Annotated in this window: 17 protein-coding genes and 2 pseudogenes; 8 read left to right on the top strand and 11 right to left on the bottom strand. The window is 65.7% G+C overall.

From position 1 onward, the window contains the following. The first annotated feature begins 70 nt into the window (after positions 1-70). From LBW94_RS37310 to LBW94_RS37300, 3 genes are all read left to right on the top strand, one after another. The gene (locus LBW94_RS37310) at positions 71-436 is read left to right on the top strand and encodes an AbrB/MazE/SpoVT family DNA-binding domain-containing protein (protein WP_225062654.1); all 366 of its coding nucleotides are present in this window, start codon (positions 71-73) and stop codon (positions 434-436) included. Then, positions 433-1449 carry a tyrosine-type recombinase/integrase gene (locus LBW94_RS37305; RefSeq protein ID WP_225062655.1) on the top strand — a complete coding sequence of 339 codons (1017 nt, stop codon included), beginning with the start codon at positions 433-435 and terminating at the stop codon, positions 1447-1449. Before LBW94_RS37310 ends, LBW94_RS37305 begins: the two co-directional genes overlap by 4 nt. Before the next feature lie 261 nt (positions 1450-1710). Next, entirely contained in the window at positions 1711-3246 is a 1536-nt protein-coding gene (locus LBW94_RS37300) for a hypothetical protein (RefSeq protein WP_225062656.1), read from the top strand. Between the two features lie 779 nt (positions 3247-4025). Here the strand turns inward: LBW94_RS37300 and LBW94_RS37295 are convergent. The 5 genes from LBW94_RS37295 to LBW94_RS37275 all read right to left on the bottom strand — a co-directional run bounded on the left by LBW94_RS37295 (position 4026) and on the right by LBW94_RS37275 (position 7391). Further along, positions 4026-4907, bottom strand: a complete 882-nt coding sequence (locus tag LBW94_RS37295; protein ID WP_225062657.1) for an SDR family oxidoreductase — start codon at positions 4905-4907, stop codon at positions 4026-4028. A gap of 168 nt (positions 4908-5075) precedes the next feature. Next, a complete protein-coding gene (locus tag LBW94_RS37290; RefSeq protein WP_225062658.1) occupies positions 5076-5459 on the bottom strand; it encodes an SgcJ/EcaC family oxidoreductase in 384 nt (127 codons plus the stop codon). Between the two features lie 104 nt (positions 5460-5563). Beyond that, entirely contained in the window at positions 5564-5968 is a 405-nt protein-coding gene (locus LBW94_RS37285) for an SgcJ/EcaC family oxidoreductase (RefSeq protein WP_225062659.1), read from the bottom strand. A gap of 21 nt (positions 5969-5989) precedes the next feature. After that, complete coding sequence (locus LBW94_RS37280; RefSeq protein ID WP_225062660.1) at positions 5990-6856, bottom strand: SDR family oxidoreductase; 867 nt, start codon at positions 6854-6856, stop codon at positions 5990-5992. Between the two features lies 1 nt (position 6857). Further along, positions 6858-7391 carry a PadR family transcriptional regulator gene (locus LBW94_RS37275; protein ID WP_225062661.1) on the bottom strand — a complete coding sequence of 178 codons (534 nt, stop codon included), beginning with the start codon at positions 7389-7391 and terminating at the stop codon, positions 6858-6860. Here LBW94_RS37275 and LBW94_RS37270 point away from each other — a divergent pair. The 3 genes and pseudogenes from LBW94_RS37270 to LBW94_RS37260 form a co-directional block, all read left to right on the top strand. Beyond that, positions 7392-7931: pseudogene (locus LBW94_RS37270) on the top strand (Tn3 family transposase); the annotation flags it as partial. A gap of 870 nt (positions 7932-8801) precedes the next feature. After that, on the top strand, positions 8802-9140 hold the full coding sequence (locus LBW94_RS37265) for a hypothetical protein (protein ID WP_225062663.1): 339 nt from the start codon (positions 8802-8804) through the stop codon (positions 9138-9140). Between the two features lie 163 nt (positions 9141-9303). Next, positions 9304-9528 (top strand): hypothetical protein, encoded by a 225-nt coding sequence (locus tag LBW94_RS37260; RefSeq protein ID WP_225062664.1) that lies wholly within the window; start codon positions 9304-9306, stop codon positions 9526-9528. 558 nt (positions 9529-10086) lie between these two features. Here LBW94_RS37260 and LBW94_RS37255 read toward each other — a convergent pair. The 5 genes and pseudogenes from LBW94_RS37255 to LBW94_RS37235 all read right to left on the bottom strand — a co-directional run bounded on the left by LBW94_RS37255 (position 10087) and on the right by LBW94_RS37235 (position 13975). Next, entirely contained in the window at positions 10087-10476 is a 390-nt protein-coding gene (locus LBW94_RS37255) for a hypothetical protein (protein WP_225062665.1), read from the bottom strand. Beyond that, entirely contained in the window at positions 10418-10951 is a 534-nt protein-coding gene (locus tag LBW94_RS37250) for a transposase (protein ID WP_225062666.1), read from the bottom strand. The genes LBW94_RS37255 and LBW94_RS37250 overlap by 59 nt, the downstream gene beginning before the upstream one ends. A gap of 16 nt (positions 10952-10967) precedes the next feature. Beyond that, positions 10968-12014 (bottom strand): annotated as a pseudogene (locus LBW94_RS37245) (transposase); the annotation flags it as partial. 98 nt (positions 12015-12112) lie between these two features. Next, on the bottom strand, positions 12113-13357 hold the full coding sequence (locus LBW94_RS37240) for an IS110 family transposase (RefSeq protein WP_225062799.1): 1245 nt from the start codon (positions 13355-13357) through the stop codon (positions 12113-12115). A 159-nt stretch (positions 13358-13516) separates the two neighbouring features. Continuing rightward, positions 13517-13975, bottom strand: a complete 459-nt coding sequence (locus tag LBW94_RS37235) for a hypothetical protein (protein WP_266273118.1) — start codon at positions 13973-13975, stop codon at positions 13517-13519. Between the two features lie 498 nt (positions 13976-14473). On the opposite strand from LBW94_RS37235, the gene LBW94_RS37230 reads away from it, so the two are divergent. Continuing rightward, the gene (locus tag LBW94_RS37230) at positions 14474-14890 is read left to right on the top strand and encodes a roadblock/LC7 domain-containing protein (protein WP_225060398.1); all 417 of its coding nucleotides are present in this window, start codon (positions 14474-14476) and stop codon (positions 14888-14890) included. After that, a complete protein-coding gene (locus LBW94_RS37225; RefSeq protein ID WP_225060399.1) occupies positions 14887-15261 on the top strand; it encodes a DUF742 domain-containing protein in 375 nt (124 codons plus the stop codon). The genes LBW94_RS37230 and LBW94_RS37225 overlap by 4 nt, the downstream gene beginning before the upstream one ends. A 5-nt stretch (positions 15262-15266) precedes the next feature. Here the strand turns inward: LBW94_RS37225 and LBW94_RS37220 are convergent, their stop codons facing one another. After that, complete coding sequence (locus LBW94_RS37220) at positions 15267-16823, bottom strand: amino acid permease (protein WP_225060400.1); 1557 nt, start codon at positions 16821-16823, stop codon at positions 15267-15269. Between the last annotated feature and the right edge of the window lie 4 nt (positions 16824-16827).

The following is a 16827-nucleotide window of genomic DNA, read 5'->3' as shown; positions in this document are numbered from 1 at the left end:
GGCTGCTGACGCCGAAACATCGGCCTCGGTGATGCCGCAGCGGCGGCTGCGTGGAGGCCGGTTGGCCGTGATGCCGGCCACGTCCCTGAGCCAGGTCCGGGTTGTGTTCGGCTCGGTGCTGGTCAATCACAATGGCCGTATCGCCGAACGGGCCGTGCTCGGCTCGCTGGGCTGGGCATCGGGCACACCGATCGATATCCGGGTGGTCCGGCCGGGGATACTCGCCGTCGAAACGCCTGGCGGATATGCGATCTCGCGTAACGGGCAGCTCCAGATTCCCGCTGCGATCCGCCGATCTGCGGGATTGCAGATCGGTCATCGGGTGTTGCTGGCCGCCTATCCCGATTCGAATCGGTTGATCGTCCTCTGCCAGACGCCCTTGCACGCACTCGTCGCCGGTATCGCCGCGGAGATCGACAGGGGTGAGCGGTCGTGACCGCACCGGTGACCGATGCCGAGCTGGATGCCGCCCGAATGTTGTTGGCGCGCATGGGCATAACTCCCGCGGATCTGCTGGATGTCCGCCCGGCGGCACCGACGTTCGCCGAGTACATCCCTGTAGTGCGGGACCGGGTGGTGTCGGCGGCCACGCTGAAGACGTACAACACGCATTGGAGACGCCTCGAACGTGAGTGGGGTGCCCGCCGCATCGACGAACCGTCCGTCGCCGATGTCACCGAGATCCGGGACGCCGCACGCCGGGACGCCAAGCAGGATCGCAACGCCCGCGACGGCCGAGGGGCCGCCGAGTCCATGGTCAGCGCCCTGCGGTTCGTGTACAAACACGCCGAGAACGACGGACTGATCCGGCCCGGCGACAACCCCGCCAGACGGGTGCCCAAGCCACGGCGGGTCGCCTCTACACGTCGCGGCCTGCCGCTGGAACAGATCGCGGAGATCACCCGCGTTGCCGCGACCACCGGCAACGACCCGGACCTCGACACCCTGCTGCTGCGACTGCACATCGAGACCGCCTGCCGCCGCGGCGGCGCACTGGCGTTGCGACCGGAAGACCTCGACCCGGACCAATGCCTGATCTTCCTGCGCGAGAAAGGCAAAACCTCTCGGTGGCAACCGATCTCGCCGACGCTGATGACGCACCTCGTCCACCACGCGCACACCCGCAACGCCGTCCAGGGTGAGCAGCTGCTGCGATACCGCAGCGGCAAACCGATCACGCGCCGCCGCTACGACGGTCTGTGGACCCGCATCGGACTGGAACTGCCCTGGGTGGAGAAACAACAGATCACCACCCACTGGCTGCGGCACACCACGGCAACATGGGTGGAGCGCAATCTCGGATTCGCCGTCGCCCGCGCCTATGCCGGCCACGCCGAAAGCAAATCCGATGGCAGCACCGTCATCTACACGCGTGCCGGTCTCGAGGAGGTCGCCCTTGCCTTGGCGACCATCACCGGCGAGGCACACCCGCTCGCCGCCACCGAGTGATGAATCCGACTACTTGCGAAGGACATTCGTCATGTATGAACCGCCCGGCCGCTTTTCGATGCACCACTCTCCCGACATCCCCCCACCGGCCACTGGGTGGGTAAGCGCATTCCTACCGATCCGCCGGAATCGAGGGCAAGCCATTCCGATGCGGTCGAGTTCACGAACTCTTCGCGAAATCAATTGGGCAGCAACGATTATCGTCGCGGAAGTACATGCGGCGACCATCCGTCGCAAGGCGCACCGGACTGGGAGCGTGCGATGACCGCGACCGGAAACGACATTCAGCACATGCTGGCCGTGGCGAACCGGCACCCGATCCACCTCGGCATGGCGGCGTTCGTCACGCTCGCCATCGCGCTGGCCGTCTACCGGCTCATCCGCACTGCGGCACGCCGGAAATGGTGCTCTGGCGAGAAAGCGGGCACGCTGCTGGCCGCGGCGATCGCCACCGCGGTCAGCGCGCAGGGCATGTGGATCTTCATGCAGGACACGCTGCACCTGGCACCTGTGCTGCGCGTGATGTTCTTCGGATTCTTGGAGACGATGACCGTCACCAGCGCCATACGTGCGCGCACGGCACAACGCGTCACCGGCCCTGCTGGCGCCGACGGGATCGCGATGTGGGTGCTGACCTCGCTGAGTGGGATCCTGTCGGCGACCGAGGCCGACAATCTGGGCACCTTGCTCATCCGGCTCACCGCACCCCTGGTCGCTGCGTGGGGCTGGGAACGCAGCATGGCCCTGGAGCGCCGCCTGCGCACCGGTGACACCCCGCGCATCAACTGGCGCCTGGCCCCGCAACGGCTACTGGTCCGGCTCCGGCTCGCCGACCCCGACCCGGTACGCACCGCCTCCGACGACGCGGCCCAGCGCAGCCTGATCGCGGTCGCGCTGGCCGTCGACGACGCACGAGTGCTCCGTGCCACCGACCATCCGAGCACCCGCAAGATCCGCCGAGCACAAGCCCGGCTACGACGCGCGATGCGCCGCGCCACCGCGGACGGCGGCCTGATCCCGACCGATGGACGCGACCGCCGTGCAGTACTCCTCGACCACATCGCCATGCTGCACAGCACCGCGGCACTCGTCGATATGGAGATACCGAATCCGTGGCTATCCGGTGGACACGAACAATCCACCGAAATGTCAGCCGCAGCTCGGTCACTGTCCGCCCTTATTGCGACCGGGCGCAGGTCGCGAGGTCCTGAATCAGGATGTATCTTCGGAACCGTTTCGGTACTTGCGTTCCAAGGCACCCAAGCCCATTTCTGTGAAATCTCTGTTGTAGATCTCCTCGTAGTAGGATCGGTAGTTCTGTCCCTTACCGCTTCTCGATTCATCCGCATACCACTTCGCACATTGGTAGCGGGCGTCGTCTCGGGTCAGTTCCCCTCGCATGTGCCGTTCGTAGATGTCCTCGTACCGGGCTCCGTATCTGCCGGAAACCCGAAGCCGCGGACCACCTGCCTCGGCGATCTCGCGCGTGACCTGTGCTTCCACGAGCGCTGCTTCGCCCTCGTCTCGCAAGTGCTCGAAAACGCTCTCCCGCACCCACATTTCACGCGACTGGCCCTCGTATCGCACCGGCCTCGGCTGATACGCTGCCCGACGAGCGTGGCCTACCTCGTGAGCCAATGCTCTGACCACCGGGCCCGGATCACCGTCCCGCATGCCTTCATCGAAGATGATTTCTCTGTTCTGGCGATTCGAATAGGCGCCACCACCGATGTTGTCGTAACGGATCGTCCAGCCATCATTCAGGATCTCACGTACGTCGGCACTCAATGTCGGTGAAAGAGCAGTCAACTCGTCTACTTGGCTCCCGAGGCCAGCTCGTTCGGGTGTGACTTCCGACGGATACGGAATCCGGGGTATAGGGCCGGTCGCCTCGTGGTCGGGCTGAGAAAAACTGGGGTTGCGGATATCCGCTGCACCGCGCAGGTCGTCCGATACGAAATTTTCGGACGCGTCGCGAAGCGCCCCGGATTTGTCACGGTATTCTCGCTCGATAGCGTTGACGCCGTTTTCCATCGCGCTTCTGGTGGCGTGGAGCGCATCCCGCAATATCTGCACGACGTTATTGATCATGCCCGCCCCCGGCTGATTCGTACATCTGGTTTCCCAACGCGAACGCGGTGGCTGCTGCGATGCGCGCGACCGTCCTCGCGCACACGGCCAGGATATCGCCGTCACAGTGCCCCCACACGACGAGCCGATCAGCCTGTCGTCGGCACAGCTGATCGCCGCCTGTGGTACTTCACGCGATATCAATGACTTTCGCCGCAGCCTTGCCTGATGATTCGCTCCTCCCATGGCGGATGGGCGGCGGCGTACCAGGCGTCGGACGCTACAGGCGGCCCCTGGTCCCGGACGGACATCGACGGTTCAGTGGCGGCGCGCACCCTGGTAGGTCGGAGATGCTATCGGGCACAAAGATTACTGATCGCCGGCCCCGATGCCCGCCCATCCACCACGAGTGAACAGGTCGCCGCCGGCGATGAATCTCCGGTGGCGGGTAGTCGAAGACGAACCGAATCCCCCGGTGGTCCAAAGTCTCCGGCGTACCGGGGGATTCAACCCGCAGAGTGGGGTCGGGCTTGCCGTGCGTGTGTGGTTTCGGCGGCGAACTGTGCCAGTGAGCGGGGCGGGCGGCCGAGTAGCCGGGTGAGTGTGGCGATGGCTTCGGGGGAGGCGACGAGACCGTCGTGTTGGAAGTATTCGTGCATCTTGACCAGGTCGAAAACCATCCATGGTGGGAGGTGGCCGGCGTTGGCGCGCTGCCATGCGATGAGGTCATCGCCTGCGTAGCGGACCGGCCGACCGAATGCCCGGCTCCAGATCGCGGCGGTCGAGTCGCCGGTGAGGACTTCGGGACCGACGAGGTCGTAGAACTTGCCCTCATGTCCGGGAGTGGTGAGGGTGATCGCCGCTGCCTCGGCGATATCGTGCGCATCGACGCGGGACAGTCCGATACCGCCGATCGGCTGGTTGTAGATACCGTGGGTACGCATCGCTTGCTCGGCCCAGAGGTCGTTCTGGAAGAAATGGTTCGCCCGGAGGACCGTGAACGGAATTCGCGAGCTTGCCAGCGCTGCCTCGACGCCGATCTTGGCACCCCAGTGTGGGATGGTCGGTGCGTTGTCGACCTTGTGGACCGACAGATACACGATTCGGCTCACGCCCGCGTCGCGGGCGTGGTTGAGTGCAGCGAGTGCTTCGTGGGATTCGGTCGGGCTCACCGCATTCAGCAGGAATACCGCATGTACGCCGTCGAATGCCTTTGCCGCCGTGGCTGGGTCCAGCAGGTCACCCATGGCGAATTCCACCGTATTCGGGAAGGACTGCCGTGCCGTTTCGCGACGACTGAGGACACGTACGGTCTCGTTGCGCGACAACAACTTCCGGACGACATGGGTGCCGACGGTCCCGGTGGCACCCAGTACGAGAATGGTCATCGGCCGTCTCCGGGCACAACGCCGTGGATGCCGGCGATCGTCCGCTGTAACTTCATATCGAACTCTCCTTTGTATGGCAATGCCCGTACTCCGGGGCGACGCCGGCGCCGGGCGTGGGATATCGCACGATGACGTCGCGGTTCACCGATGGAGCCGTTCGATGGCCGGTCAGCCGTCGACGGGGGTGTTCTGGTAGGCGACGATGGACCAGGTCCGGTCCGTTTTGTGGGTGGTGAGGGTGTAGACGGTATTGCGGGGCGGACGGGGATTGTCGGGTAGCACGATGTGACCGTGGGCGGTGATGATCGCCACGTCCGGTGTCAGGAAACGAATGTTGTCGATGTCGCCGGCCAGCGTGCTGTTGCGCGCCCAGGTACCGAAAATCGTGTGATGACAGTCGATGATGTCGCCGCGCCCGTGTTCGATGGTGCCGTCGGCGATGATGTAATCGACGTCCGCTGCGAAGTGGGCGGCGTAGGCGTCGGGATCGGGCCAACTGTCGAGCAGACTCCGGTACAGGGTCCTGATCGCCGACTCGTCTCCGACTGTCACGGCCGCGTGTGTGCCCGGATCGCTCGGGGCGGATGTCGCGTGATCGGCGCATCCGGTCAGACCGAGCGGGACGAGGACCGCGAATGCGAGCAAGGTGCGGCGCATCAACGGCCACCGATCGGAGTGTTCTGGTAGGCGACGAAGATCCAGTCGTCGTCGGCTTTCTGCGCGGTCAGGGTGTAGATGGTGGGCTCATTCTCATCGCTCAAGCGGTGGTCGAGGTAGGCGATCCGGCCATACGCGGTGAGAATCGCGACGGCTGGTGTCAGGAACCGGATTCGGTCGATCCGTCCTTCGAGCCGACTGTTGCGAGCCCATGTGGAGAAGATGAACTTGTGGCCGTCGATAATTTCCTGCCGGCCGCGTTCGAGCATGCCATCGGCGATGATGTACTCGGCGTCGGGAGCGAAGCATTCGGCGTAGGCGGCGGCATCCTGCCAGCTGTCGAGCATGCGCTGATACAGGGCGCGGATCCGGGTTTCGTCGTCGGACGGCACGAGGGTGGTCATCGGATTACTCCTTGATCTCGGCTACCAGGCCGGGGCAGGGTCGTGGAATTCGGCGATGTGCGCTGCCGCCCATTCGCGGAACGTGGTGGCAGGCTTCCCGGTCACCGATTCCACGTCTGTCGTCGGGGTCCGGCCGTACCCGTGCGCGGGACCTGCGAGGGTTGCGAGGACGGCGGCAGCGGTTTCCGGTGGCATGCCGTAGCCGACCATCCGTTCCTGAGCCCGGCCTGGGTCGAGGTCGACCACGCGAACAGCGGTGTCGAGCAGGCCGGCCAGCACGGCGGCCTGCTCGCGCGGGGTGATCGTTTCCGGCCCGGCCAGCGCATAGTTCGTGCCACCGCTCGGCCGTCCGGTCAGCAGGGCCGCGGCGACGTCCGCGATGTCCTCCGGTGCGATCGCCGCGAACGGCAGATCGGCGAAAGGTGTTTCCACCGTGCCGTATCCGGCGATCGCCGATGCCCAGGCGAGGGTGTTGCTCATGAAGCCCCCGGCGCGCAGGAACGAGTGCGCGAGTCCCGACTCCTCCACGGCCTCCTCACCTTTCCGATGCCACCGGGTGATCGGATCGTCCGCGCCTTCACTGATGCCCAGGACCGACAGCTTGACCACATAATCGACGCCGGCCAGTGCGGCTGCCTCGGCAACGATGCGGTCCTGCCGCGGCCCCTGCGGACCGGTCGTCAGCAGGAACACCCGATCCACCTCGGCGAGCGCGGCACGCACCGCACCCCGGTCGTCGAGATCGGCCGCAACCGGGGTGACACCGCTGGGGAATTCGACACGGCCGGGACGGCGGGCCACGGCCTTGACCGCGAGCCCGGACCGGGCCAGCCGCGCGACGACCAATCGGCCGACAGTCCCGGTGGCACCGGTAACCAATACCGACATGTCAGGCTCCTTCGTGTGCGATCTTCGCGACGTTGTCGCGCAATTGCTCGTGCCAGGCGATTTCGGTGCGCAGCCGCGCGATCTGATGCTCGGCCACCAATTTCTCGGCCGTGCTCAACCAAGGCCGCGCACCGGCCAACCGGCTTTCGGCAGTGGCCAGCGAAGCATTGAGTTCGAGCAGCCGCGCACGGGTGATTTCCTGGAGGATGTCCTCGGGCACCGTGCCGCTGTGCGCCAACGCGAGGTCGAACGGATCGGTGGCCACCACCACGGTCCGGAGCATCTGATCGTGCAGGGTCTCCAGTGCGCGCCGGCCCTCGGGGGTGATCCGGTAGATCGTGCGCTCGGGGTAGTTGCCCTGCCGTTCGGTACGCATCTCCTCGACCAGGCCCTCACGTACCAGGCGAGTCAAAACCCCATACATCGCTCCGGGCTTGATATCGGTCCAGCTCTCCGCTCGGTCCTCGGCGACCTGTAAGCGCATCTGATGCCCGTGCATCGGCCCACGCTCCGCAAGCGTGCTCAGGACGAACAATCTACTGACACTCATGAGACTACTCTCGCGTTAGTAGTCTCGTATGTCAAGATGCACGCCACCTACGGCACGAAGATCATCGTCGCGACGAAACGGGAAGCGCACTACGTGCTGGATGAAATTCTCGGCAACGCAACGGATCTGCCGATCACCGAACACGCGACAGATACCCACGGCGTGACCTTGGTCAACTTCGGGCTGTTCGACCTGCTCGGTATGCAACCCTCGCCCCGGATCCGGGACCTGGGCCGGATCACCCTCTACCGGCCCGGACCCCGCCGCGAGACCGAGGCCCGGTTCCCGCATGCCGGACCGCTGATGACGCGGCGGGCCAACCTCGAGCTGATCGCCGAGCATTGCGACGATCTACTGCGGATGGCGGGTTCGCTGAAGTTTGGGCACGCCACCGCCTCGCTGCTGGTCGGCAAGCTGTCCGCCGCCGGGCGGCGGAACACCCTCGCCACCGCCCTCGAGGAGTACGGGTCCCTGCGGCGCACCGTCTACGCCGCCCGCTACCTGTCGGATCCGGACTATCGGCGAGGAGGTGGGCAATGGCGGCGACCGTGACCTGGATCCATACCGCCGCGCGCCTACGGCATCGCGGTCGTCAAGACCGTCGACCAGGTCGACGGCCGCGGTCCCGACGAACTGCCCGGCCCAGCCGGGCCCCGGGCTCGGTCTCCGACATCGAGATCGGCACAGCCCTCGAATCCCTGTGAGGCCGAGCGGCGGTCAACACCGGGAACGCGCGCCGCGGTCGCGAAATGGCTGTTCTGGTGTCGCGAGCAAGACTGGGATGCCCCGCAGGTCCCGACTTCGGCCGCGCGATCGACTCCGCCGGACTCCGAGACACCGGTGCGCTCGCGGACCGCGATCGACCGGCTCATCTCCCGCCGCGACATCCGTCTCGGGGAAAAGACCCTGTGGCGGATGCTGTATGAAACCTGCGCTCGCACAGAGGAACTGCTTCAGCTCAACATCCAGGACCTCGACCTGGCGGGCCGCTGCGCCCGGATGAAGTCCAAGGGCGCCGAACCCCGCACCCGCCGACGCACCTCGCGGTCGATGACAGGCTCACTCACCCGAATCTCATTACGGCTCAAGGGATCTGAGTGTCAAGCATCTCCGTCAATTTTATACTGACAGGCCGCAAGCTCGCGCAGGCTGCGCGGCGTAGCAAGCAGCCGGTGCCGTTGATCGCGAGGCTGATACAGGTGTCGGAATCATATGTGCGGCAAGTGATCTACGACTTCAACGAGAAGGCATGGACGCTGTGGGCCCAAAATGGAGCGGGGGCAGGCCGGCGAAGACCGTCGAGCGACGCGTGACCGGATCTGTCGGATCGCTCGGTGCTGTCCCCTGGACCTGGGCTGGCCGTTCTCGGCGTGGAGCCTGTCGAAACTGGTAGAAGTGTTGCGGGGCAACGGGATCGCGGATATCAGCCGGGAGACGCTACGCCGGATTCTGGCCGCCGGCGGGGTGTCGTGGCAGGCCACGAAGACCTGGAAGGCCGGCAACGACCTGAAGTTCGTGGAGAAGATGACCCGGGTCCTGGATCGCTACGACCACCCGCCGGCTCGCGGGCGCGTGGTCTGTGTCGACGAGTTCGGGCCGCTGAATCCGATGCCTCGCGCCAGGCCGCGGCCGGCAGCAGGCCGGTCGGCCGAAACGGTTGCGCGCCAACTACAATCGGTACGGCAGGATTCGGCATATGTTCGGTGCCTGGACCTGCGGACCGGTCAGCTGTAGCACCGGGTCACAGATCGCAAGCGGGCGATCGAGTTCCTGGCGTTCCTGCAATCGTTGCGGGCACGCCGACCAGGTGAACGCCTCTACTCGATCCTGGACAACTACTCGGTCCACAAGCGTCGCGAAGTGCGCGAACGGTGCATAGGCGACGAGGGCGAGTTTGGTGTTCCTACCGACGTATTCGTCGTGGTCGAACCGTATCGAGTGCGAGTTCGCCGCGCTACGGTACGTCGCCCTCAACGGCACCGACCACCGCACCCGCACTGCGCAGGACGCGGCGATCGGTGACTACATCCGGTGGCGCAACCAGCACGCCCGGCCGATCCGCGACTTCGCTGTCGGCTCGAAGATCCAGCGACCGGATTATCCAACCAACGTCAACGGGTAGGCGCCGGAGTCAGCGACGGCGCGGGCAGGAATCCGGCTGCCCGTCTGCCACCGCTTCGCCGACACCTGGATCGCCGGCATCCAAGTGGCCGCCCACCAGCCGCCCCCCGACCACGATCTCTTGTACGCGCTGCACCTGACCGACGCACCCGCGCGCACCGCGCGGGGCCGTTCTGCATAACCGCGCCGCCGGGACGAACCTCATCACGGCGTTCAGAAAACGGAATTCCGAACACTCGAAGTACCGGTAGCGGGCATTTCTCGACATGTTTGGCCCGGCCCGCGGCCATCGGCCGGCGCGGCGGGCCCGCGTGGGGCTTCTGTCTGTTCCCTTCGGCCATCACCGTGGAGCAGATCGCTCGCGACGTGACGGCCGCTCCAAGCTGTCGAGGACGTTGCCGGGGCTGCGGCGGGGTCGCGGCTAGCCAGCACGACAGTTGTATTTCGTTGTCTCATAATCGTTCTGGTTGGCGGCGGAGGTTGCGGGCGTGGGCTCGGTGGCGTCGGCGCCAGTGGCAGGCGGCGAGTGCGTGGGTGCGGGTGCGGGTGGGGTGGAGCACTATCGCCAGGAGACGGCGGATGTCGGCGACTGTGATCCGGCCCAGCCCGCGTGGGCTTTTGGGTCGGTGACGGCGAGGAAGGCGTGGGCGAGCATGGCCAAGGTGATGTGCCGGTACCAGGGATACCATTTCCGGACTTGGTAGTGGTCGAGGCCGCATTGGTCTTTGGCGGCCTGGAAGCATTCCTCGACCGCCCAGCTGGCGCCGGCGACGGCGACGACCTGGTCCCGCGCGATCGTGGCGGGGTGAAAGCACAGGTAGTAAGCGATATCGGCGGGGTTGTCGAGGGATCGGCGGGCGAGCAGGGTTCTGCTGTATCCGGCGGGGACGTCACCGACGGTGGGGAGGGTGGCCCACGCCCAGTCGGTATGCGCGTTCGCCGCGTTCACCCGGTCCTGCCGAGACTCGGTGCCATGCGTGTGCGGGTGCCCGGGCAACGAGGGTGTCGACGCGGCGGCGGCCGTCGAGATCGGCCACGGTGTGCCGGACGGGCACCTCGAGAACATCGGACAAGCGGCGGGTCTCGCAGAATGCCCGGAACCGGCCGTCGCGGCCGTAGGCGGCATCCGCGGCCACCCACCCGGCGGCCACTCCAGCGTCCAGGGTGCGGGCGATCATCATCTCTGCGAGCCTGGGCTTCGTCAGAAGACCTGAGCGGCAACAACTTTCAGGAATGCCAGCTTCGGTGCAGCGATCAGGATCACCGATCCACGACTCGGGCAGATAGAGCTCCCTGTCGATCAAGGCCCGGCCCGAACGCCCGGCGTAGGCGAGGAACACCCCGATCTGGGAATTCTCCACACGACCGGCCGTTCCGGAGTCCTTTGCTCGGAGGTCGGCTCGGCGGAATTTTTCAAGTTGAATGAGACCAGTGGGTGTGCTATGCGGCTGTGGTATCGGTCTGCTGGGTGTCGTCGGCGGGTCGGTTGATCCAGACGGTGTCGGGTAGCGCGAGGATCTTCGGTGGCGTCGTAGTGCCGAACCGGTGGGGGTGCCGTGCGCGGGCGGCGTCGAGGACGCCGCGCCGGTCCTCGGCTTTGCCGGTGGCGAGCCCGTAGTGGACGTCGGCGGGTGTGTGCAAGCCGATGCCGGTGTGACGATGTTCGTGGTTGTACCACCCGGTGAAGGAGTCCATGAATTGTCTTGCCTCGGTGAGTGATCTGAAGCGTTCAGGGAATTCCGGCCCGTATTTCAGGGTTTTGAACAGCGCTTCGGAAAACGGGTTGTCATTGGACACTCGTGGTCGTGAATGCGAGCGGGTGACCTCGAGGTCGGCCAGTAACGTGGCCACGGTTTTGGAGGTCATCGAGGTGCCCCGGTCCGCGTGCACGACCTGCGGGATGCCGTGGACACCGAGGATCTCGAGCATCAATTCCGTTGCCAGGAGTCCAGATTCGTGGGTGTGCACGTGGACGCCGGCGATATAGCGAGAGTAGATGTCGATCATCACGCAGGCGTCGAAGTATTGGCCCTTGATCGGGCCGGCGAGCTTGGTGATGTCCCACGAATACACCTGCCGAGGTGCGGTCGCGACGAGCTCGGGACACACCTTCGCCGGGTGCCGCGCCACGCGCCGTCGTTCGCTGACCTGCCGGTTTTCGCGCAGCACCCGATACATCGTGGACACCGGACACAGGTAGGTGCCCTCGTCGAGCAGCTGGGCATATATCTGCAAGGGCGCCGAGTCGACGAACCGGGAACTGTTGAGAGTGTCCAGGATTCGGCGACGCTCACACGCAGTGAGCTTGTTCACCGGCTCCGGCGCCTGCCCCATCGGCACCGGGGGCGTGGGTGCGGTGGCGGCCTTGTCGCGGCGGATCGCGGTCGAACGCACCAGCCCGGTCAACGACGCCGCTGCCCGGGTGCCCACCTTGGCGTCGGTCAACTTCATGTACGCGGTGGTCAACGCTTCTTGCGCTTGTCGTCGGAATCCGCTCTCTCGGAAAGACTTTCCAAGAGAGCGTGCGCTTTCCTACGAAATCGAAGGTGACCACAGCTGGTGACCAGCGGCTTTGTCCGGGTGGTTCAGGCGGTGTCCGCACGTGGTTGCAGCGACACCGTGTAGCCGAGGGCTTCGAGCTGGGCGACCGCGCGGGCTTTCGCCGGTCCGGGCTTGCGGGCGGTGAAGTAGTTCGGGCCAGGATCGCGATAGAAATCGCCGTGGGTGAGCATGCTGTGAGCGGCGACGACCATGGCGCGTTCGACGGCGACGATGGCCTTCATCGGTCCGCGCCGGGTGCTGACGCGCCGATACTTGGCCGCGAAATAGGTGTTCTTGGACCGGGATACCGAGATCGCGGCGATGCCCAGCGCGGCCTTGAGATACCGGTTGCCGGGCCGGGTCTTGGTGGACTTGATCCGGCCGGCGGACTCGTTGGCTCCCGGGCACACCCCGGTCCACGACGCCAGATGCCCACCGGTGGCGAACACGCTCATGTCGCCGCCGGTCTCGGCCAGAAACACCTCCGCCACCGTGGTCGAGAACCCGGGGATGGACTCGAGCAGCGTCCGGGCCGCGGTCAACACCGGGCCCAGCGCCCCGGTGATCCGGGCGTCGAGATCGGTGATCGCCGCCGTCGCGGCATCGACGAGGTTCAGATACATCCGGATCAGATATCCGTGATGGGCGGTGAACCGGCCGGTCAGTGCCTCGGCCAAGGCCGGAACCTTCGACCGCATCCGGCCCCGCGCGAGACCGGCGATCGTGGCGGGATCGTCGCTTCCGGCGATCAGCGCGTCGAGCATCGCCCGGCCCGACACTCCCATGATGTCGGACACCACCGCCGACAGCTTGATCCCTGCATCCTCGAGGATCTTCTCGATCCGCTGCACCTGCCGGGCACGGTCGCGCAGCAGGACGGTGCGGGCACGGGTCAGATCACGCAACTGCCGGATCGGCGGTGGTGGCACCAGCGAGGCCCGCAGCAGTCCGTGCGCGCCGAGGTCGGCCAGCCAGGCCGAGTCACTGACGTCGGTCTTGCGGCCGGGCCGGTTGCGGGCTTCGCCCGGGTTGACCAGCATCACGTTCAGCCCGTCTTCGAGCAGATAGTAGAACGGCTTCCAGTAGTCGCCTGTCGACTCCATCACCACACAGGTCACCTGCTCGGCGATCAGATGCTCTCGCAGCGCGAGGATCTGGCTGCTCATCGAGCCCCAGGTCGTCACCGTCGTCTTCGTCGCCCACCGGCCCGCGCCCTGGACCCGCACGCACACCTTCGCGTCCTTCTTCGAGATGTCGATCCCCGCGCACCGCGCATGCACGACCTCCACCGTGACCACCTCCGGTTCGAACGAAATCCGTTGTCAGGGTGCGCATCACGGGGAGACGGAAAACTACAGGAATTTCCTACACGTGCTCGGGGCAACAATCCACGGATCCCGCGAAGGGCGAGAACCGCCCTGTCTCCACCACCACCTTTCCCAACGGGCTCACAGCACCGCAAAGCGACCGGGGTCGGCCGTGACACGCACCCCTACAGCATCCGCCACGCAACCACGCCGGAACGTAAGAACCGCAGACGATTTCAGCGTCCACGCAGGGCCGCGAAGCCGCCCTCGGTCCTTTCCCATAATATCGAGCGCGGTCTCGGTGGTCGCCAACCGCTTGTTCAGCCGCTCGTTCTCCCGGGTGAGCCGCGCGATCTCGGCTTGCTCAGCGGTGAGTTTGCCGATCTTCTCGCCCGGTTTCTTGCCCGCCAGCACCCCGGCGTCGCGTTGCTTGCGCCATTCGCTGATCAATGACGAGTACAGGCCCTCACGGCGCAGATACCCGCCGCCGCCGCCGTGCTCGACCGCGGCCTCATAGGCCTGAAGATGAGCGAGCTTGTCGGCCGCGCTGAACGCGCGGCGCCGCTTGGGCTCGTCGGCTCGTGGCCCCGGGAAATCCATCCGCCCATTGTGGCCCCCGGACGTGGAGGTCCTCATTCTGGTGGTCATGAAGAAGTCGATGCCTATCTCCGCCCGCGTCAGGCCGATTTGTTGTGAACCAATGGACTCAACTCAGCCTGACACGCAGGGGAACGACGCGGCCGGTCGGCCACTGTGACGTGATGCCATCGTGGTTGTGGCGGCGGAGTGGGATCGATCAATACGACGAATTTCTTTGGTAAACAACGATATTCGGTCCGCATGAAGTAGCTGTGAACCTGCGGCGGCGCGATGGCCCGCACAAGATCCAGCGGGAAGTGGCCGAAAAGCTGGGGGCACAGCCTCCTCTCGGATGCGGTCGCGTTCGTCATCTGCCGGGAAGCTGTTTCGTCAAGGCCCGCAGATCCCTTGCGCAGTCGGCCCGACACGTGAAGTAACCGAGTTACACTGGCCGCGTATTCCAAGCGAGGACGGGACTCGACGGCGGTCGTTCGGCCCGGAGAACAGGTGAGTCGAAAAGTGACCTCTTCCAACTCAGGTGATCTGAACTGGCTGCTCGACGATCTCGTCGCCCGGTTGGCGGGCGTGCGGTTCGCGGTGGTGCATTCCGCTGATGGACTGGTACTGGGCCGGTGTACGTCGCTGAGCCGGGAGGATGCCGAGCATTTCGCGGCGATGTCGTCCACGTTGTACGGGCTGGCGCGTAGTGCGGGCAACAGGTTCGACGGGGGCGGGGTCCGGCAGGCGGTGATCGAGTTGGACCGGGCGGTGCTGTTCGTGACCTCGGCGGGGAAGAACGCCTGTATCGCGCTGTCGGCCGCTGCGACCGCGAATGTCGGCATGGTGGCGTACGAGATGAATCTGACGGGGGCTCGGGTGGGGCCGCATCTGGGCACCGGAACGCGGGCCGGACACGCGGAGCCCCGCGTGTCATGACACGTTTCGGTCAGCCGTGGTTCGACGACGAGGCCGGCCCGCTGGTCCGCCCGTATACGGTCACCGGTGGCCGCACGCACCGGGCGGGACAGGAGCTGGACATGCTGACCGTGGTGGTGAGAGGGTCGCCGTCGACGCCGTTACGGCGGCCGGAGCCGGAATATCCGGCGATTCTGCGGCTGTGCCGAGTGCCGCAGTCGGTGGCCGAGGTATCGGCGGTGCTGCGGTTGCCGTTGACGGTGACCAAGATTCTCGTGGGTGATCTGATCGGTGATGGGCACCTGCGTTTCCGCGCGCCTGTCCGCGCCGAGGCGGACACTCGCGATCTGACGGTTCTGCGTGCCGTGTTGAACGGAATCCGAAGGTTGTAGCTCGGTCAGGCGTCGATGGTGTTCTTCGGCCCGGTGAACCACTTCTTGACCGACAGATGCCAGGCGGCCCACAGCAGGATCAGGGCGCCGAGTACGACGAGTGGGGTGTAGTTCACGAATTTCCAGGCGAAGTCCGGGGACCAGGGTGCGCCGGCTTCCGCGGTCGGGAACATGGCGATCACCGCGGTGACGAGGATTTCGATCACTGCCACCGGCGCCATCCACTTGTATTTCGAGCCCAGGGTCCACTTGCCGGCGGGGAACGAGTCGCCGGCTTTCCAGCGCAGGAAGATCGGGATCGCGAAGGACAGGTAGAGGCCGACCACGCCGATGGACACGACGGCGTAGAAGGCGACCGGAGTCGGCGAGCCGTTGACGTCCACCTTGACCAGCGCGGGCAGCGTCAGGACGACGCTGATCACCGCGGTGGTGAGGACCGTCGCCACCGGCACGTGTTTGGCGCTCAGTGTGGACAGGGTGCCGGCGGCGGGAATGGCCCGGTCCCGGCTGAACGCGTACATCATGCGCGAGGTCGAGGTCATGCAGGCGAAGACGCAGAAGAACTGGCCCGCAGTGGAAATGATCAACACCGCGCCGGTCCAGTGGGGGCTCAAGGCCTGCCCCAGCAGAGCCGGGATGGCGCCGTTGGCCTTGGTCAGCCCGCTCTCGTCCTGCACCGCGAACAGGAAGGCCAGCAGCAGGATCCAGCCGCCGATGCCCGAGTACAGGATGGACCGCCAGATGCCCTTGGCCGCCGCGTGGGAGGCCGACTTGGTCTCCTCGGACAGGTGTGCGGAGGCGTCGTAGCCGGTGATCGTGTACTGGGTCAGAATCACCGAGATCGGCAGCACGAACAGCAGGAAGCCGGCGCCGCTGGTGGAGCCGCCGAAGAATCCGGTGTTGTTCACGGTGTGGGTGAACACCGCGCCGAGGCTCGCGTGGTGGTCGGGCAGGGCGAACAGGATCACCACGACCGCCGCGGCGCCGATCACGTGCCACCACACCGAGATGTTGTTGAGGATGGCCAGCAGGTGCGAGGAGAAGATGTTCACGGTCGCGGCCAGTGCCAGGATCACGATGAATTCGATGAAGACGCGAGTCAGGCTGTAGCCGCTGGCCCAGCTCTGGCTGAAGGTGCCCACCACGGTGTCGAAGAACGACGCGCAGCCGTAGGCGACCGACGCGGTGACCGCGAGCAGGCCGATCATGTTCAGCCAGCCGGTGTAGTACCCGGCCCGCGGGCCGCCGAGTTTACTGGCCCACCAGTAGATTCCACCGGAGGTCGGAAACGCCGATACCAGCTCCGACATACAGAACCCGATCACCAGGATCAGCAGGGAGACCAACGGCCAGCCCCACGCGATAGCCGCGGGTCCGCCGTTGTTCCAGCCCAGCCCGAAGCTGGTGAAACACCCCGACAGGATCGAGATCATCGAGAACGAGATCGCGAAATTGGAGAATCCTGACCAGGACCGGGTCAATTCCTGCTTGTATCCGAGCGCGGCCAGCACCGCTTCGTCGGAGTCTTCCTCCGAAATTTTCGCTTCGGCCTCGAGACTCACCCTG

This window comes from Nocardia sp. alder85J (assembly GCF_020176955.2).
Classification (GTDB): domain Bacteria; phylum Actinomycetota; class Actinomycetes; order Mycobacteriales; family Mycobacteriaceae; genus Nocardia.
This window is presented reverse-complemented; position numbering and strand designations above follow the sequence as displayed.

Excerpts from the sequence above, each read along its gene's own strand:
- LBW94_RS37225 (WP_225060399.1), top strand. The coding sequence starts at position 14,887 with ATGACACGTTTCGGTCAGCCGTGGTTCGACGACGAGGCCGGCCCGCTG.
- LBW94_RS37295 (WP_225062657.1), bottom strand. The coding sequence starts at position 4,907 with ATGACCATTCTCGTACTGGGTGCCACCGGGACCGTCGGCACCCATGTC.
- LBW94_RS37285 (WP_225062659.1), bottom strand. The coding sequence starts at position 5,968 with ATGACCACCCTCGTGCCGTCCGACGACGAAACCCGGATCCGCGCCCTG.
- LBW94_RS37300 (WP_225062656.1), top strand. The coding sequence starts at position 1,711 with ATGACCGCGACCGGAAACGACATTCAGCACATGCTGGCCGTGGCGAAC.
- LBW94_RS37280 (WP_225062660.1), bottom strand. The coding sequence starts at position 6,856 with ATGTCGGTATTGGTTACCGGTGCCACCGGGACTGTCGGCCGATTGGTC.
- LBW94_RS37310 (WP_225062654.1), top strand. The coding sequence starts at position 71 with ATGCCGGCCACGTCCCTGAGCCAGGTCCGGGTTGTGTTCGGCTCGGTG.
- LBW94_RS37235 (WP_266273118.1), bottom strand. The coding sequence starts at position 13,975 with ATGGATTTCCCGGGGCCACGAGCCGACGAGCCCAAGCGGCGCCGCGCG.